The organism is Nonomuraea endophytica (assembly GCF_014203235.1).
Taxonomy (GTDB): Bacteria; Actinomycetota; Actinomycetes; order Streptosporangiales; family Streptosporangiaceae; genus Nonomuraea; species Nonomuraea endophytica.
The window spans coordinates 583,354-600,117 of record NZ_JACHIN010000003.1 but is presented as its reverse complement, the minus strand read 5'-3'; the positions used below and the strand labels follow the sequence as shown (position 1 = coordinate 600,117).

5 protein-coding genes are annotated in these 16,764 nt (G+C 74.1%); all 5 read right to left on the bottom strand.

What is annotated here, in order from left to right:
• Nucleotides 1-46: 46 nt before the first annotated feature.
• Genes HNR40_RS14660 through HNR40_RS14640 form a run of 5 tightly spaced genes read right to left on the bottom strand, consistent with a single transcriptional unit; the run spans nucleotide 47 to nucleotide 16,689 of the window.
• Complete coding sequence (locus HNR40_RS14660; protein WP_184961335.1) at nucleotides 47-253, bottom strand: MbtH family protein; 207 nt, start codon at nucleotides 251-253, stop codon at nucleotides 47-49.
• Entirely contained in the window at nucleotides 250-11,799 is an 11,550-nt protein-coding gene (locus tag HNR40_RS14655) for a non-ribosomal peptide synthetase (RefSeq protein WP_184961333.1), read from the bottom strand. Before HNR40_RS14655 ends, HNR40_RS14660 begins: the two co-directional genes overlap by 4 nt.
• Entirely contained in the window at nucleotides 11,796-14,840 is a 3,045-nt protein-coding gene (locus HNR40_RS14650; protein WP_184961331.1) for a non-ribosomal peptide synthetase, read from the bottom strand. Before HNR40_RS14650 ends, HNR40_RS14655 begins: the two co-directional genes overlap by 4 nt.
• Entirely contained in the window at nucleotides 14,837-16,123 is a 1,287-nt protein-coding gene (locus HNR40_RS14645) for a lysine N(6)-hydroxylase/L-ornithine N(5)-oxygenase family protein (RefSeq protein ID WP_184961329.1), read from the bottom strand. Before HNR40_RS14645 ends, HNR40_RS14650 begins: the two co-directional genes overlap by 4 nt.
• The gene (locus tag HNR40_RS14640; RefSeq protein ID WP_221340313.1) at nucleotides 16,117-16,689 is read right to left on the bottom strand and encodes a GNAT family N-acetyltransferase; all 573 of its coding nucleotides are present in this window, start codon (nucleotides 16,687-16,689) and stop codon (nucleotides 16,117-16,119) included. Before HNR40_RS14640 ends, HNR40_RS14645 begins: the two co-directional genes overlap by 7 nt.
• Nucleotides 16,690-16,764 lie beyond the last annotated feature (75 nt).

The window sequence follows — 16,764 nt, the reverse complement described above, 5'->3', positions numbered from 1 at the left end:
ATCCCTTCTCCGTTCCATGACCGGGACAGGATGGCAGACGGGTACGTCAATCCATGGCGCGGATGAGGCTGGCCGGGCGCATGTCCTTCCAGGTCTCCTCGACGTACTCCAGGCAGGCGTCGCGGCCAGCCGGGCCGTACTTCTGGGTCCACCCGGCGGGGGCGGGCAGCCGCTGCGGCCACAGGGCGTGCTGGTTCTCGTCGTTGACGAGGACCACGTACACGCCGTCGGCGTCCTCGAACGGGTTGGTCATCGCAGTCTCTCCTTCATGATCGCGGCGATCCGGGCCAGGGGCTCCGGGTCGGCCAGTTCGTAGTGCTCGCAGTCGATCTCGTGCTCGTCGATCGCGCCGGTGACGAAGGGGCGCCAGCGGGCGGCGTCCAGCGTGGTGCCGGCCTTGTCGGCGGTCGCGGTGACGAACAGCAGGTCCCCGTCGAACACCGGGTGTACGCCGGGCCTGATGAGGTCCTCGGCGTTCACCGCGACGTCGATCATGGCGCCGACCGTGGTCTCGTCCAGCTCCGCCAGCAGCCCGCCCCGCCTCCTGAGCGTGCCGACGACCTCGCGCCGGTCGACGCGCCGGTCGGGTTCGGGCTGTCCGGCCAGGCGCAGCAGGAAGCGCAGCGCGTCCTGCTCATTGTCGCCGGTCTCCGGCTCTTCGCCAGGGCCCAGCGGGTAGGAGTCGAGCATGGCGAGGAGGTCGACCTGCTCGCCGCGCCGTACCAGCTCAGCGGCCATCGCGTGGGCGACCACACCGCCGAACGACCAGCCCATCAGGTGGTAGGGGCCGCTGGGCTGGACCTCGCGGATCCGCTCGACGTAGTCGGCCGCCATGGCCTCAAGCGTCCCCGGCAGCGGGTACGGCCCCGCCGGACCCCGTGCCTGCACCCCATAGACGGGGCCGTCCATGAGCCCGGCCAGCCCCATGAAGCACCAGGCCAGCCCGAACAGCGGATGCACGCAGAACAGCGCCGGCCCGTCCCCGCCGGTCCGGATCGGCAGTATCCCGTCGAGCGCCCCGCCCTCCCGGGGTCCGTGGTCGGCGAGCCGCGCGGCCAGACCGGCCGGGGTGGGGGCCTCGAACAGGTCCCGGATCGTGACCCGGGTGGCCAGTTCGGCGCGGATCCGGTTGACGAGCTTGGCGGCCAGCAGCGAGTGGCCGCCGAGCTCGAAGAAGTTCGCCGCGTGGTCAGGGACGGCTCCGCCCAGCGCCTCGCCGAACAGCCCGGCCAGCCGTTCCGCCACGGCCGGATCGTGCTCAACGGACGCGAGCGCGTCCTGACGGGCGAAACCACCGTCCGGGCGGGCGAAGGTGGGCGGGTGGGGCAACAGGGCCGACAGGCGGGTGGCCGGGTCGGCCGCGGCGGTCGTCAGCAGGGCGGACAGGGCCTCCGCCAGCGCTTCGGCGCGCTGACGGGTGAACAGGTCGGTCCGATACTCGATCACCCCCGAGCCGCCCTCCCCTACCGCGACGGCCAGGTCGAACTTGGCCGTGCCCGTTCCCGCGCCAATGGGCTCGACGTCCAGGCCGGGCAGCGGTTCGAGCGGCGGCCGCGCCGCGTGGTGGGCGATCATGACCTGGAAGAGCGGGTGCCAGGCGAGCGTCCTGGCCGGTGCGGTTTCCCGGACGACGCGGTCGAACGGGAGGTCGGCGTGGTCCAGCGCGGCGAGGTCGGTCTCGCGGACCCGTTCCAGGAGTTCCAGGAAGGTCGGGTCGCCGCTGGTGTCGGCCCGCAACACCACTGTGTTCACGAAAAATCCCACCAAATCGGCCAACGCCTCGTCCGGGCGGCCGGCCACCGGCGTACCCAGTGGGATGTCCGTCCCCGACCCCAGCCGGGTCAGCAGCGCGGCCACCGCGGCGTGCACCACCATGAACGGCGTCACCCCGCTCCCCCGCGCCAGCCCGAGCAGCCCGTCCGCGTCGACGCCGAAGGTGACCGAGTCCCCCTCCGGCGAGGCGACGGGCGGACGCGGCAGGTCGTGGGGCAGCGGCAGGCAGTCCGGGACGCCGTCGAGCGCGGCCCGCCAGTAGGCGAGCTGACGCGCGGCGAGCGAGGTGGGGGCGTCCTCGTCGCCGAGCAGGTCGCGCTGCCACAGCGTGTAGTCGGCGTACTGCGCCACGAGCGGCTCGGTGTCCGGCGCCCGTCCGCGCAGCCGCGCGGCGTAGGCGGCGGACAGATCCGCCCACAGCGGGCCGACGGACCATTCGTCGCTGGCGATGTGGTGCAGCACCAGCAACAGTTCGTGCGCGTCGCCGCCCACCGTCCGCGCCCAGGCCCGGATCGGCAGCTCGGCCGCCAGGTCGAAGGGCAGCTCGGGCTCGCCTTCCCCGTCGCGCACGACCAGCCGCCGCCGTGCCTCGCCGGGGTCCAGGACCAGCTGGTACGGCTCGCCGTCCCGCTCCCCGATGAGCGTCCTGAGCGCCTCGTGCCTGGCCACCACGTCCCCGAGCGCCGCCCGCAGGACGTCGTGGTCCAGCGGCCCGCGTACCCGGACCGCGAACGGCACGTTGTAGGTGGCCGTGGCGCCCTCCAAGGCCTGCAGGAACCACAGCCGCCGCTGCGCCGCCGACAGCGGCACGACGTCCGGCCGTTCCGCCCGCACCACGGGCGGCCGTTCCGCCGGGACCGCGGGCGGCCTGCCGTCGTCCTGACCGGCGCCGGACGCGTGCCGGGCCAGGGCGGCGACCGTGGGAGCCTCGAAGACCGTCCTGACCGTGGTGGCGGTGCCGAACTCGGCGGCGACGCGCCCGGCCAGGCGTACGGCCAGCAGGGAGTGGCCGCCCAGGTGGAAGAAGTCGTCCAGCGCGCCCACCTCGGGCACGGCGAGCACGTCGGCGAAGATCTCCGCCATCCGGGTCTCGACCGGTCCCCGCGGCTCCCGGCGCAGCTCCGTGGCCGCACGGCGGACGGCCACGGAGCGCGCTCGGGAGGCGGAGCCATGCGCCTCAAGGTCCGGCTCGCCCAGCGGAACGTCCAGTTCGGTCAGCCGCAGGGCGGGTTCGGCGGCGACCTGTCCCAGCAGCGCGGCCAGCGCCGCGGCCAGGGCGTCGCCGGGCAGTCCTTCCCCGTACTCGACCAGCACGTCGAGCCCCTCGGCGGTCTCGGTGAAGGCGAAGGCGAGGTCGAACTTGGCCTCCTGCCCGGTGTCCGGCTCCTCCACGGCGAGCGCGGTCTCCAGGGCGTGCTGGTAGGCGATCATGATCTGGAAGAGGGGGTGTCGTCCCGGCGCGCGTTCCGGGTTGACGGCCTCGACGACCCGGTCGAACGGCACCTCGGCATGGTCGAAGGCGGCCAGATCGCTCGCCCGCACCCGCTCCAGCAGCTCCAGGAACGAGGGATCGCCGTCGAGGTCGGCCCGCAGAACCACCGTGTTCACGAAAAATCCGACCAAATCCGCCAGGGCCTCGTCAGACCGGCCCGCCACCGGCGTGCCCAGCGGGATGTCCGTCCCGGACCCGAGCCGCGCCAGCAGGGCAGCCACCGCCGCGTGCACCACCATGAACGTGGTCACCCCGGCCCGCCGCGCCAGCCCCCGCAGCCCGTCCGCGTCGAGCCGGAAGCCGACAGATCCACCGTCGCCGGCCGAGCGCGGCAACACGATCTCCTCGGGCATCCCGTCCAGCGCCTTCCGCCAGAAGGCCAGACCTCGGCCCAGCACCCCGTCCGGGTCATCGGCCTCCCCGAGCGCCTGCCGTTCCCAGAGCGCGTAGTCCGCGTACTGCACCGGCAGCGGCGCGAACTCCGGCGCCCGCCCGGCCAGCCGCGCCTCATAGGCGAACGAGAGGTCGCGCAGCAGCGGCCCCATCGACCACTCGTCGGCGGCGATGTGGTGCAGCACCAGCAGCACCTCGCCGTCGGCGGGGAAGAAGGCCCGGATCGGCAGCTCGGCGGCCAGGTCGAAGGGCGCGCCGGGGTCCCCATCCCGCCCGGCGAACCGCCGTAGCGCCTCCTCCACCCCCAGCACCACCTGGTACGGCTCGCCGTCCCGCTCCCCGATCACCGTCCGCAGCACCTCGTGCCTGGCCACCAGATCCCGCAGCGCCTCCAGCGCGGCCGGGGCGTCGGCGAGTCGTACCCGGATCGGAATGTTGTAGGCCGAGGAGGCCAATTCCATCCGCTGCAGGAACCACAGCCGACGCTGCGCCGACGACAGCGGCACCGGCGAAGGCCGGGCGGCGGGGACGAGCGCGGGGCGGGCGTCAGCGGTGCCGGGGTGCTGGAGCGTGGCGGCCAGCGCGGCGGGCGTGGACGCGCCGAACAGCGTGCCCAGCGGCAGCTCCGTGCCGAAGCGGGCGCGGATCCTGGCGGCCAGCCGTACCGCGAGCAGGGAGTGGCCGCCCAGGTGGAAGAAGTCGTCGTCGATGCCCACGCGCTCCAGCCCGAGCAGGTCGGCGAAGATCTCGCACAGCGCCCGCTCGGCGGCCGTGCGCGGAGCGCGCGCGGCCACGGCGGCGCCGCCGGACGGGGCCGGCAGGGCCTTGCGGTCCACCTTTCCGTTGACCATGAGCGGGAGCGCGGGCAGCGTGACGTAGGCGGCGGGAACCATGTGGGCGGGCAGCCGCGCGGCCACGTGGGAACGCAGCTGCGCCGGGTCGTCCTGGGCGCCGGTGACGTAGGCGACCAGGCGGGTGTCGCCGGGGGCGTAGTCGTGCGCGGCGACGACGGCCTCGCGAACGCCGGGGCAGGACAGCAGCGCCGACTCCACCTCGCCCGGCTCGATCCGGAACCCGCGGATCTTGATCTGGCCGTCGGCCCGTCCGCCGAACTCCACGGCCCCGTCGTGCCGCCAGCGGGCCAGGTCGCCGGTGCGGTACATGCGCTCGCCCGGCTTGCCGAACGGGTCGGGGACGAACCGCTCGGAGGTCAGCCCCGGCCGGTCGAGGTAGCCGCGGGCGAGCCCGGCGCCGCCCACGTACAGCTCGCCGGTGACGCCTGGAGGCACCGGGCGCAGCCGGTCGTCCAGGATGTAGACGCGTTTGCCCACGTCGGGGCGGCCGATGGGCACGCTGGTCAGGTTCTCCAGGTCGCCTGCGGCCTCCCAGAGGGTGGAGTTGACCATGGCCTCGGTGGGGCCGTAGGCGTCGAAGAGGCGGTGCCGGTCCGTCCAGCGGCGGACGAGTTCGGGGGTCACGGTCTCGGTGCCGACCAGCAGCGTCGAGCCTTCGGGCAGCAGGAGGTCCTCGGGGAGCGCCGACAGCAGCGCGGGCGGCAGCGCCAGGTGGGTGACGCCATGCTCGGTGATGTAGCCGGTCAGCTCGGGCCCGGCCACGCGCCGCTCGGCGGGCACGACGACCAGCGTCGCGCCGGTGCACAACGACATGGTCATCTCCCAGAACGCCACGTCGAAGCTGATCGAGGCGAACTGCAGCACCCGGCTGCCGGGCCCGACGCCGAAGCGTTCGACGGCGGTGGCGACGAGATGCCGCACACCCGCGTGCTCCAGGACGACGCCCTTGGGCCGCCCGGTGGAGCCCGAGGTGTAGATCACGTACGCGGGGTTGAGCGGCAGCGGCGGCACGGGTGTGCCGGACCCGTCGTCGCCGGGATGGACGACGGGCACCGGCCCTTCCGGCAGGCTGTCCGGGGTGGCCAGCACCAGCACGGGCGCGGCGTCCTGGAGCATCATGGCGATCCGGTCGGCCGGATAGGCGGTGTCGATCGGCAGGTACGCGGCTCCCGCCTTGGCGATGGCCAGCACCCCGGCGACCTGGCCGATCCCGCGGGGCAGCGCGAGCGCGACCACCCGTTCTGGGCCCGCGCCCCGGGCGGCCAGCGCGCCCGCGAGCCGGTCGGTGAGCGCGTCGAGCTCGGCGTAGGTGAGCGACTCGTCCGCGCAGACGACGGCGACGGCGTCCGGGGTGGCGGCGGCCTGGGCGCGGAACAGTTCGGGCACGGTGGCGGGCGGGCCGTCGGCGGCCTCGCCGTCCCCCACGGCCAGCACCTCGCGCAGGTCGTCGTCGGACATGAGCTCCAGGTCGCCGAGCCGGGTGGCGGGGTCGGCGGCGACCTGGGCGAGCAGCCTGGTGAGGTATCCGGCCAGGCGGCGCACGGTGTCCTCGCGGAACAGCCCGGTGCGGTACTCGATCAGCCCGGCCAGCCCGCCGGCCGTCTCGGTGAGGGCGAAGGTGAGCGCGAACTTGGCGCTCGCGTGCCCGACCGGCTCCTCGGTGACCGTGATCCCGGGCAGGCGCAGCCGCGCGCTCTCGCCGCCCTGGTGGGCCACCATGACCTCGAACAGGTCTCTGCCGGAGGCGTTGACGGCCTCGACGACCTGGTCGAAAGGGGTGTCGGCGTGGTCGAAGGCGGCCAGGTCGGCCTGCCGTACGCGCTGCAGGAGGTCGAGGAACGTGGGGTCGCCGCCGAGGTCGGCCCGCAAAACTACCGTGTTCACGAAAAATCCGACCAAGTCCGTCAGGGCTTCGTCCGAGCGGCCCGCGACCGGTGTGCCCAGCGGGATGTCCGTCCCGGCGCCGAGCCTGGCCAGCAGCGCCGCCACCGCGGCGTGCGTGACCATGAAGGCGGTGGCGCCGGCCCGGCGCGCCAGGGCGGCCAGCCCGTCGCGTACCCCGGCGGGCACCTCGAACTCCACCGTGCCGCCCCGGTGGTCGTGGGCACGCGGCCGGTCGGTGGGCAGTTCGACGCGGTCGGGCAGCCCGGCCAGGGTCTGTGTCCAGAAGTCCAGGTCGACGGGGCGCTCCGCCTGCCAGAGCGCGTAGTCGGCGTACTGCACCGGCAACGGCGCGAACTCCGGCTCGTCACCGGCCAGCCGCGCCGCGTAGGCCAGCGACAGATCGTCCAGCAGCGGCCCCATCGACCACTCGTCGGCGGCGATGTGGTGCAGCACCAGCAGCAGCACGTGCTCGTCGGGCCCGTCCGCGCGCAGCCAGGCCCGGATCGGCAGCTCGCCGGCCAGGTCGAAGGCATGGCCGGGATCGCCGGCCCCGTCGAGCACCTCGGGCCGCGCCCGCGCCGCGTCGACGATCACCTGGTACGGCAGGCCGTCCTCCTCGCCGACCAGCGTGCGCAGCGCCTCGTGCCTGGCCACCACGTCGCCCAGCGCCTCCCGGAGCGCTTCGGCCCGGAGCGGCCCGCGCAGGCGCAGCGAGATCGGGATGTTGTAGGTGTCGGAGGGCCCTTCCAGCCGGTGCAGGAACCACAACCGGCGCTGCGCGTGCGACAGCGGTATTCGCTCCGGCCTGACCGCGGGCACCGGCCCCGGGTCGCGGGCCGGGACGAGCCGCCCGGCCAGCCCGGCGACGGTCGGATGCCGGAAGACCTCCCGCAGCGCGACCTCGGCGCCGAGCGCGGCCCTGATCCGGCTCACCAGCTTGACCGCGAGCAGCGAGTGGCCGCCGAGCTGGAAGAAGTCGTCGTGCGCGCCGACGTGCGGCACGTCGAGCACCTCGGCGAACAGCCGGGAGAGCGTCCGCGTCTCCGGGGTGTCCGGCAGCTCGCCGCCGCCGGGGACGGCCGCGGGCACCGCGGCGGAGTCCATGGCGGTGACCGCGAGCTCGCCGATCGGCCGGTCGGGCGCGGCCACGACCTGCTCCAGCACGTTCGCCAGCCGCTCGGCCAGCCCGTGCGCCGTGGCGGCGTCGAACACGTCGGCGCGGTACTCGACCTGCCCGGCCAGCCCGTCGCCGGTCTCGGTGAAGGCGAAGGTGAGGTCGAACTTGGCGACGTCCAGCCCGACGTCACGGGCGGTGGTCTCGGCGGCGTGCTGATAGGCGATCATGACCTGGAAGAGCGGGTGCCGTCCCGGCGCGCGCTCGGGTCTGACGGCCTCGACGAGCAGGTCGAACGGCACGTCGGCATGGTCGAAGGCGGCCAGATCGCCCTCCCGCACCCGCTCCAGGAGTTCCAGGAAGGTCGGGTCGCCGCTGGTGTCAGCCCGCAACACCACCGTGTTCACGAAAAATCCCACCAAATCGGCCAGGGCCTCGTCCGAGCGGCCCGCGACCGGCGTGCCCAGCGGGATGTCCGTCCCCGACCCCAGCCGGGTCAGCAGCGCCGCCACCGCCGCGTGCACCACCATGAACGGCGTCACCCCGGCCCGCCGCGCCAGCTCGTCCAGCCCGTCCGCGTCCAGGCGGAGGTCCACGCTCCCGCCCCGCCACGACATCTCCTCCGGCCAGGGCCGGTCCACCGGCAGGTCGAGCGCCGCCGGGGCGCCGTCGAGCGCGTGCCGCCAGTAGGCGAGCTGCCGCGCGAGCGGGCTGGCCGGATCGCCGGCCGCGCCCAGCCAGCGCCGCTGCCACAGCGCGTAGTCGGCGTACTGCACCGGCAGCGGCGTGAACTCCGGCTCGTCTCCGGCCAGCCGCGCCGCGTAGGCGAGCGTCAGGTCGTCCAGCAGCGGGCGCATCGACCACTCGTCCCCGGCGATGTGGTGCAGCACCAGCAGCAGCCGCCGCCCGTCCGCCCAGGCCCGGATCGGCAGGTCGGCCGCCAGGTCGAAGGCCGCAGCGGGATCGCCCGCGCCGTCCCGCACGACCAGCCGCCGCCGCGCCTCGGCGCAGTCCAGGATCACCTGGTACGGCTCGCCGTCCGCCTGCCCGATCACCGTGCGCAGCGCCTCGTGCCTGGCCACCACGTCTCCGAGCGCCAAGCGCATGGGACCGGGCTCGATCAGGTCGTCCAGCACCAGGGTGGTCGGCATGGCGTAGGTGGCCGACGGGCCTTCCAACTGCTGCTGGAACCACAGGCGGCGCTGGGCGTGGGACAGCGGCAGCCGTTCGGGACGATCCTGCGCGACCAGCGCGGGACGCTCGCCCGACGGCCCCAGCCGGCCCGCGAGCCCGGCCACGGTCGGCGCGTCGAACACCGCGCGCACCCGCACCGTGGCGCCCAGCTCGGCCCGCACCCTGCTGACCAGGCGGGCGGCCAGCAGCGAGTGCCCGCCCAGCGCGAAGAAGTCCTCGTCGACCCCGACCCGGTCGAGGCCGAGCACGTCGGCGAACAGCTCGCACAGCCGCCGCTCGACGGCGTCCCTCGGCTCGCGCCCCGCCGCCGTCCCGGACCCGCCGGGCGCCGGGAGCGCCTGCCGGTCCACCTTGCCGTTGGGCAGCAGCGGCAGCCCGTCCAGGACCACGAAGGCGGCGGGCACCATGTACGCGGGCAGCCGCGCCTCCAGATAACCGCGCAGCTCCCGCTCGCCCACGCCGTCGCCGGCGGGCACCCCGTAGGCCACGAGGCGGCGCTCGCCCGGCCGGTCCTCTCGGACCGTCACCACGGCGTGGGCCAGCCTGGGGTGCCCGGCCAGCACGGACTCCACCTCGCCGGGCTCCACCCGGAACCCGCGGATCTTCACCTGGTCGTCGGCCCGTCCGGCGAACTCCAGCACCCCGTCCTCCCGCCACCGGGCCAGGTCGCCCGTGCGGTACATGCGCTCGCCTCGCGGCCCGAACGGGCAGGGCACGAAGCGCTCCGCGGTGAGCCCGGACCGGCCGAGGTAGCCGCGGGCCAGCCCGGCGCCCGCCACGTACAGCTCGCCCGTCACCCCGGCGGGCACCGGCCGCAGCCTGGCGTCGAGCACGTACACACGGTGACCTGCAATAGGCGCGGCGGTGCCGTCCTCGCGGCGCTGGTAGGCGTCGACCGCGCACTCGGTCGGGCCGTAGAGGTCCCGGGCGACGAGGCCGGGGATCGCGCGCAGGCGGCGCCAGAGCGGCTCGGCGACGGCCTCGCCGCCGACGGCCACCACGGCGGGCCGGTGGCGTCCCTCGCCGAACACCCCGGCGGCCAGCAGCGGCGGCAGGTAGGAGGGGGTGACGTCGAGGTAGTCGAGGCGGGCGCGGGCGGTGTAGGCGGCCAGCAGCTCGGGGTCCTGGCAGGTCTCCTCGTCCAGGACGTGCAGTTCGTGACCGGCCAGCATCCACAGCAGCGGGTCGAGGGAGGCGTCGAACGAGAACGACGCCGCGTGCCCCACGCGCAGCCGCCGCCCGCCCACCGCCGCCTCGGCGCGGGCGATGGCGTCGCCTCGGTGCGACTCCAGCAGGTTGGCGACGGCGGCGTTCGGCACGCTCACGCCCTTGGGCTTCCCGGTGGAGCCGGAGGTGTAGATGACGTAGGCCGGATGCGCGGGCAGGCACGGCCGGACGGGCGTCACCGGCTCCACCGGCTTTTGGCCGGGGCCGGCGGTGAGGTCCGGCGGGCCAGCGGTGAGGTCTGGCGGGTCGGTGAGGACGAGGGCGGGGCGGGCGTCGGACAGCATGTGGGCCAGGCGGTCGGCGGGATAGCGCGGGTCGAGCGGCAGGTACGCGGCGCCCGCCTGCCAGACGCCCAGCACGGCCGCGACCATCCCGATGCCGCGCGGCAGTTGGAGCGCGACCACGTCCTCGGCGCCGATGCCGCGGGCGGCCAGCGTCCCGGCCAGCCGGTTGGCGGCGGCGTCCAGTTCGGCGAAGGTGAGGGCGGCGCCGTCCGGGCCGACGACCGCGGTCGCGTCGGGAGTCGCGCGGACCTGGGCGCGGAACACCTCGGCGAGCGTCGTCGGCGGCGCGGCCGGGCGGGTGCCAGCCCAGGTGGTGAGGATCGTGGCGCGTTCGGCGTCGGGAAGGATGTCCAGTTCGCCCACGGGCCGCTCGGGGTTGTCGGCCATCCGGGTCAGGACCTGGACGAGGTAGCCCATGATCCGTTCGATCGCGGCGGGCTCGAAGGCTCCTTCGCGGTAGGACAGCTCCACGCGCAGCCGTTCGCCGGGCCGCACGCAGACCGTCAGCGGGTAGTGGGTGGCGTCGCGCTCGGAGGCGCCCGCGACCACGAGTCCCCTGGCGCCGCTCAGCCCGCCGACCGGATGGTTCTCGAACAGCAGCAACGTGTCGAACAGCCCGCCCGCCTGGATCTCGGCGAGGCTCACGTGGAACAGCCCGTTCAGCGCCGCCTGCCCGGCCCTGAGCCCGGACAGTTGCTCGCCGACCGGGGCGTCCGGCCGCAGCCGTACCCGGACCGGCACCGTGTTGATGAACAGTCCGGCCATTCGGTCCACGCCGGGCAGCTCAGCGGGGCGGCCGGAGACCGTGGTGCCGAACACCACGTCGTCACGGCCGGTCAGCGTGCCCAGCACGAGCGCCCAGGCGGTCTGCGCGACCATGCTCAGCGTGCTCGCCCGTTCGCGGGCCAGCGTGCCGAGCCGCGCGGTCAGGTCCGCCGGCAGCTCGGAGACGACCTCGCGCACGGCCCCGCCTGTTGTGCCTCCGGCGAGGTGGGTGGGGCCGGGCAGGCCGTCCAGATGCTCGCGCCAGGCCGCGATCGCCGCCTGCCGGTCCTGCGCGGCCAGCCAGGTCAGATAGTCGCGGTACGGCACCGCCGCCGGTGGCTCGGCGCCGCCGTACAGGTCGATGAGCTCGCGCAGCAGCAGGGTCAGGGACCAGCCGTCGAGCAGCAGGTGGTGGTTGGTGACCAGCAGCCGGTGCTGCTCGGGCGCCAGCCGCAGCAGGACGAAACGCAGCAGCGGCGGCGCGGTCAGGTCGAAGCGGGTGTTCCGCTCGCGGGCGCTGACCAGCTCCGCCTCCGACTCCGGCCGGCCGGTCAGGTCCTCCTCGCGCCAGGGCACCGCGGCGGTGGTGGCGATCACCTGGACGGGCTCGCCGTTCCTGCGGTGGGTGAAGGCGGCGCGCAGGTTGTCGTGCCTGCGCACCAGCTCCTCGGCCGCCTCCCGCAGCGCGCCGGCGTCGAGCGGGCCGCGCAGGTCGAGCGCGGTGTGCACGACGTACGGGTCGGCCTCGTCGCCGAGGGCGTGGAAGAGCAGGCCTTCCTGCAGAGGGGTCAGTGGCCAGACATCCTGGACACGGCTCAACGGAGCATCTCCTCGAAGTCGTGAAGCTCGTCCTGGCCGAGGGCGACCAGGGGTTCCGGACGGGCCAGCCCGCCGAGCGCGGCGAACCAGCCGGCCGCCAGCTCCCGCACCGCCCGCTCGTCCATGGACGCCCAGGTGAACGTGGCGTCCAGGCGCGGGCCCGCGGGCGTCTCCACCACGGCGGCGTCGATCGTCAGCTCGTGGGACGGCCGCAGGTCCGCGTCGGCGGCGTCGGCCAGGGCGCCGGGTTCGGTGATCATGGCCCAGTCGGCGGTGGAGTCGGTGAAGCGGCCCAGGTAGTTGACGCAGATCGCGGGGTACGGCAGGCCGTCCAGCTCGGGGGATCTGTCCAGGTGGCGCAGGATGCCGTACCCGATGCCCTTCCGCGGCACCTCGCTCAGCTGCTCGGTGACCCGCGCCAGCGTCCGGCCCGCCGTGGGCCCGCCCGCGACCAGGTCGTCCCAGCCGGGGCGGCCCGGGTCGAGCCGGACCGGGAACATGCTGGTGAACCAGCCGACGGTGCGCGAGAGGTCGGCGTGCTCGTCCTCACGCCCATGCCCCTCCAGATCCAGCAGTACGGCCCCGCCGTCCCGCGCCAGCGCCGCCGCTAGGCCGGTGAGCAGGAGCTCGGCGGTACCCGTCCGCCCCAGATCGGCCTCCAGCGTGAGCGTCAACCGCCCCGCGCTCCCCCGCTTGCCGGAGCCCTCCAGTGCGCCGGAGCCCTCCAGCGCGCCGGGTCCTTCCGGTGCGCCGGGTCCTTCCGGTGCCGGGCCGGGAGTGTCGCCGGTCAGTGTCGTGATCCAGTGGGGCAGCTCTTCCGCGCGGCCGTGCTCGGGCAGGGCGGTGGCCCAGCGCCGGAAGGAGCCCGACCTGGGCAGAGTCGCGCCGTTGTAGGCACGGGCGAGGTCTTCGGCCAGGATGCGCCAGGAGACGCCGTCGATCACCAGGTGGTGGGCGACCAGGCGCAGAACACGCGCCTCCGGCGACCACACGGCCTGGAGCATCACGCCCTCCCGAGGCGCCAGCCGCCTCCTGGCCGCCTCCCCTTCCCCAGCCAGGTCGCCCGCTGCCCTGGCGGTGTCGTTCGCTTTCCCGGCCACGTCGTCCGCTTTAACGGTCGTGCGGCGCAGGATCGTGGTCGCCTGGACGGTTCCGGGGGGCGGCACCTCCAGGTGATCGTCCACCAGGCGGGCGCGCAGCAGGTCGTGGTGGTCGAGGACGCTCTGCAGAGCGCCGGTGAGACGGTCGGCGTCCACGTCGGCGGGCAGGCGCAGCGCCACCGACTGGCTGAACCCGTCGATGGGCCCGCCGCGCTCGAGGAGCCAGCGCATGATCGGCGTGGCCGGGACGGTGCCGAGTGCCTGCTCGGGAGGTTCCTCGACGACGCCCGCACGGGCCGCGGCGGCCAGCGCGCGTACGGTGCCGAGCTCCAGCACCTGCCCGGCCGTCAGCGCCAGGTTCTCCGCACGGGCCCGGCCGACCAGGCTCAGCGCCAGGATGCTGTCCCCGCCCAGCCGGAAGAAGTCGTCACCTGCGCCCACCTCGGGCAGGCCGAGCACCTCGGCGAACAGCCTGGCCAGCGTGTGCTCGGCCGCGGTGGCGGGGGCTTCGCCGCCGGTCTCGCGTTCGGGCTCGGGCAGGGCGGCGCGGTCGAGCTTGCCGTTCACGGTCACGGGCAGCTCGGCCATGACGACGAACGCCGACGGCACCAGGTGAGCGGGCAACCGCGCCGCCAAAAACTCCCGCCAAAGCTCGACATTTCCCGAAAAATCGCCCTCCGGGACCACATAGGCGACCAGCTGAACACCAGGAGCCGTGCGGGCGACCACCACGGCGTGCCGGACACCCGGGCACTCGGAAAGCACCGCGGCGATCTCGCCGGGCTCCACCCGGAACCCCCGGATCTTCACCTGGTCGTCGGTCCGCCCCAGGTACTCGATCGCCCCGTCGTCCCGCACCCGCGCGAGGTCACCGGTCCGATACATCCGGCCGGGCCCGAACGGATCGGGCACGAACCGCTCGGCCGTCAGCCCCGGACGCCCCAGGTAGCCACGGGCCAACTGCACACCGGCGATGTAGAGCTCCCCTTCCGAAGCCGGACGCAGATCCGGATCAAGGACGCGGACCGCGGTGTTCCACACCGGCCGCCCGATCGGCACCGGCCCCGCCGCACCCGGACGGCAGGCCCACGAGGTGACGTCCACCGCCGCCTCGGTCGGCCCGTAAAGGTTGTGCAGCCGGTCGCCGAGCACCCGGTGGAACTCGGCCGCCAGGTCGGCGGGCAACTCCTCTCCGCTGCAGATCACCCGCCGCAGCGAGACGCACTCCCGCGCCCCCGGCTCGGCCAGGAACGCCCGCAGCATGGACGGCACGAAATGCACGGTGGTGATCAGCTCGCGCCGGATGAGCGCCGCCAGGTACGCCGGATCGCGATGCCCGCCCGGATCGGCCAGGACCAGCGTGGCCCCGGCGATCAGCGGCCAGAAGAACTCCCACACCGACACGTCGAAGCTGGACGGCGTCTTCTGCAGGACGCGGTCGTCCGGCTTCAGCACGTACTCGTCCTGCATCCAGAGGAGCCGGTTGACGATCGCCTCGTGCGAGATGACCGCGCCCTTGGGCCGCCCGGTCGAGCCGGAGGTGTAGATCACGTAAGCGGGGTTGCGCGGGTCCGTCCGCACGCCGGGCGTCGCCGTACCGGCGGAAAGGTCCACGTCGGAGGGCTGCAGCGTGACGACGGGACCGGCGTCGGCGAGCATGAACTCCACCCGCGGGGCCGGATACTCCGGATCGACCGGCAGATACGCGGCGCCCGTCTTGAGCACGGCCACCAGCGCGACCACGAGTTCGAGCGAGCGCGGCAGCGACACCGCGACGATTCGCTCCGGCCCCGCTCCGCGCGCCGCCAGCCGGGCGGCCAGCGCGCTCGCCGCCCGGTCCAGCTCGGCGTAGGTGAGCGAGGAGGGCCCGTGGCGCACCGCCTCCGTGCCGGGAGCGGCCGCGATCCGGCTCTCGATGAGTTCCAGCAGCGAGTCGGTCACCGGGCCGGCTCCTCCACCTCGGACCGGGCGTGGGCGCGCAGCGACCGCAGGATCTCCCCCGACCGCACGGCCGTGGTCGAGAGCAGCGTGGAGGTGATGCCGTGCGTGTGCTCGGTGGCGCCCTGCAGGTAGATGCCGCAGCGCAGCTCGGGCGCGGTCTCCACGCGGTGGTCGCGGCCGACCTTGAGCCCGCCGTCCTCGTCGCGCAGGCAGTACTCGCCCGCCGCGCCGAGCAGATCCAGCGGGTCGGTCGGCCGGTAGCCGGTGGCGTACACGACGGCGTCGGCGCGCAGCGTCTCGGCCTCGCCGCTGACCAGGGAGCGCACGCCGACCGACACCCCTGAGCGATGCGTCTCCAGCCCGGCGGCCCGGCACATGTTCAGGATCCGCAGCCGCTGCCTGCCGGCGACCTTCTCCTGGTAGATGCGCCGGTAGAGCTCCTGCAGCAGGTCGAGGTCGACGACGGAGTAGTTCGTGTTGCCGTGGTAGTCCAGCAGCATGCGCTTGACGTCGTCGGGCGCCTCGAAGAAGTGGTCGACGGCCGCCGGGTCGAAGATCGCGTTGGCGAAGGGGCTGTCGTCGGCGGGGCTGTAGCCGTACCGGGAGAAGACCGCGCAGATCTCCGCGGACGGGAAGCGGCTGTGCAGGTGCTCGACGACCTCGGCCGCGCTCTGCCCGGCCCCCACGACCACGAACCTGCGCGGGTACGGCTCCGCGAACCCTTCCAGCCGGCTCAGCAGTTCCTGGCTGTGCCAGACCCGATCACCGGCGATGACGCCCTCGGGCAGGGCCGGCCGGAGCCCGGCGGCGATGGCGACGCTGCGCGCGCGGTGGGTGACCAGTTCGCCGTCGGCCCGGCTGACGATGTCGAGGCAGCTCGCCACGCCGTCGCGGACGACCGGGTCCACGGTGATGACCTCGGTCCCGTAGCGGGCGACGTGCTCGAAGCGGGCCGCCACCCACTCCAGGTAGTCGTGGAACTCGAGCCTGGTCGGGTACATGGTCTTCTGGTTGATGAACTCGGCCAGCCGGCCCTTGTCGTGCAGGTAGCCGACGAAGCTGTGGGGGCTGGCCGGGTTGCGCATCGTGACCAGGTCCTTCAGGAACGCCACCTGCATGGTGGCGCCGTCGATGAGCATGCCGCGGTGCCAGCCGAAGGACTCCTGTTTCTCGAGGAAGATCGCGTCGAGGCCCGCCCCCTCCGGCTCGCTCAGGGCGATGGCCAGGGCCAGGTTGGAGGGGCCGAAACCGATCCCCACCAGGTCGTGGACCGTGTTCACCATGTGGGGAGGTCTCCCTCGTCGCGCGGCCGTACCATGAGAGCGGCGATCTTGTGCGGCATCGTGACCTCGCCCGCGCGGCGGAACCCGGCGGCGGTGAAGGCGCGGATGGAGGCCGAGTTGAGGATGTTCGGCTCGGCGACCACGCGGGTGCACGAATCGTCCGCGGCCAGCAGGCCGTCGGCGACGGTTCGCAGCAGGTCGCGGCCGAGGCCCCTGCCGATGTCGCCCGGGGCGCCGATGGCGACGTGCACGCCGAGGTCGCCGGGGCGGTGGGGGTAGAGCGGGGCGAGGCGGTCGCGCGCGACCCGGTAGATCTCCAGGTAGGCGACCGGGGCGCCGCCGAGGTGGGCCAGGCAGGGGCGGGAGTGATCGCCGCCGAGCTGCCTGCCGAGTTCCGCGCTCCAGCGCTCGAGCGGCCACGCCTGGTCCCAGGCGGTGGCCACGTGCGGTTCGTTCATCCACGTGTGGACGATCTCGGCGTCACCCGCTTGTGGATCCACCAGGGTGACCTGCCATTTCACGCCCATCACGGGCAGCGGCGGCGGCCCTATGAGGTCCTTCAGCACGCTTACCACTCCAAAGGTTAGGCTCGCCTTACCAAACTTAGGCAAGGCAAGCCTAAATAAACATCAGTTGCGAAG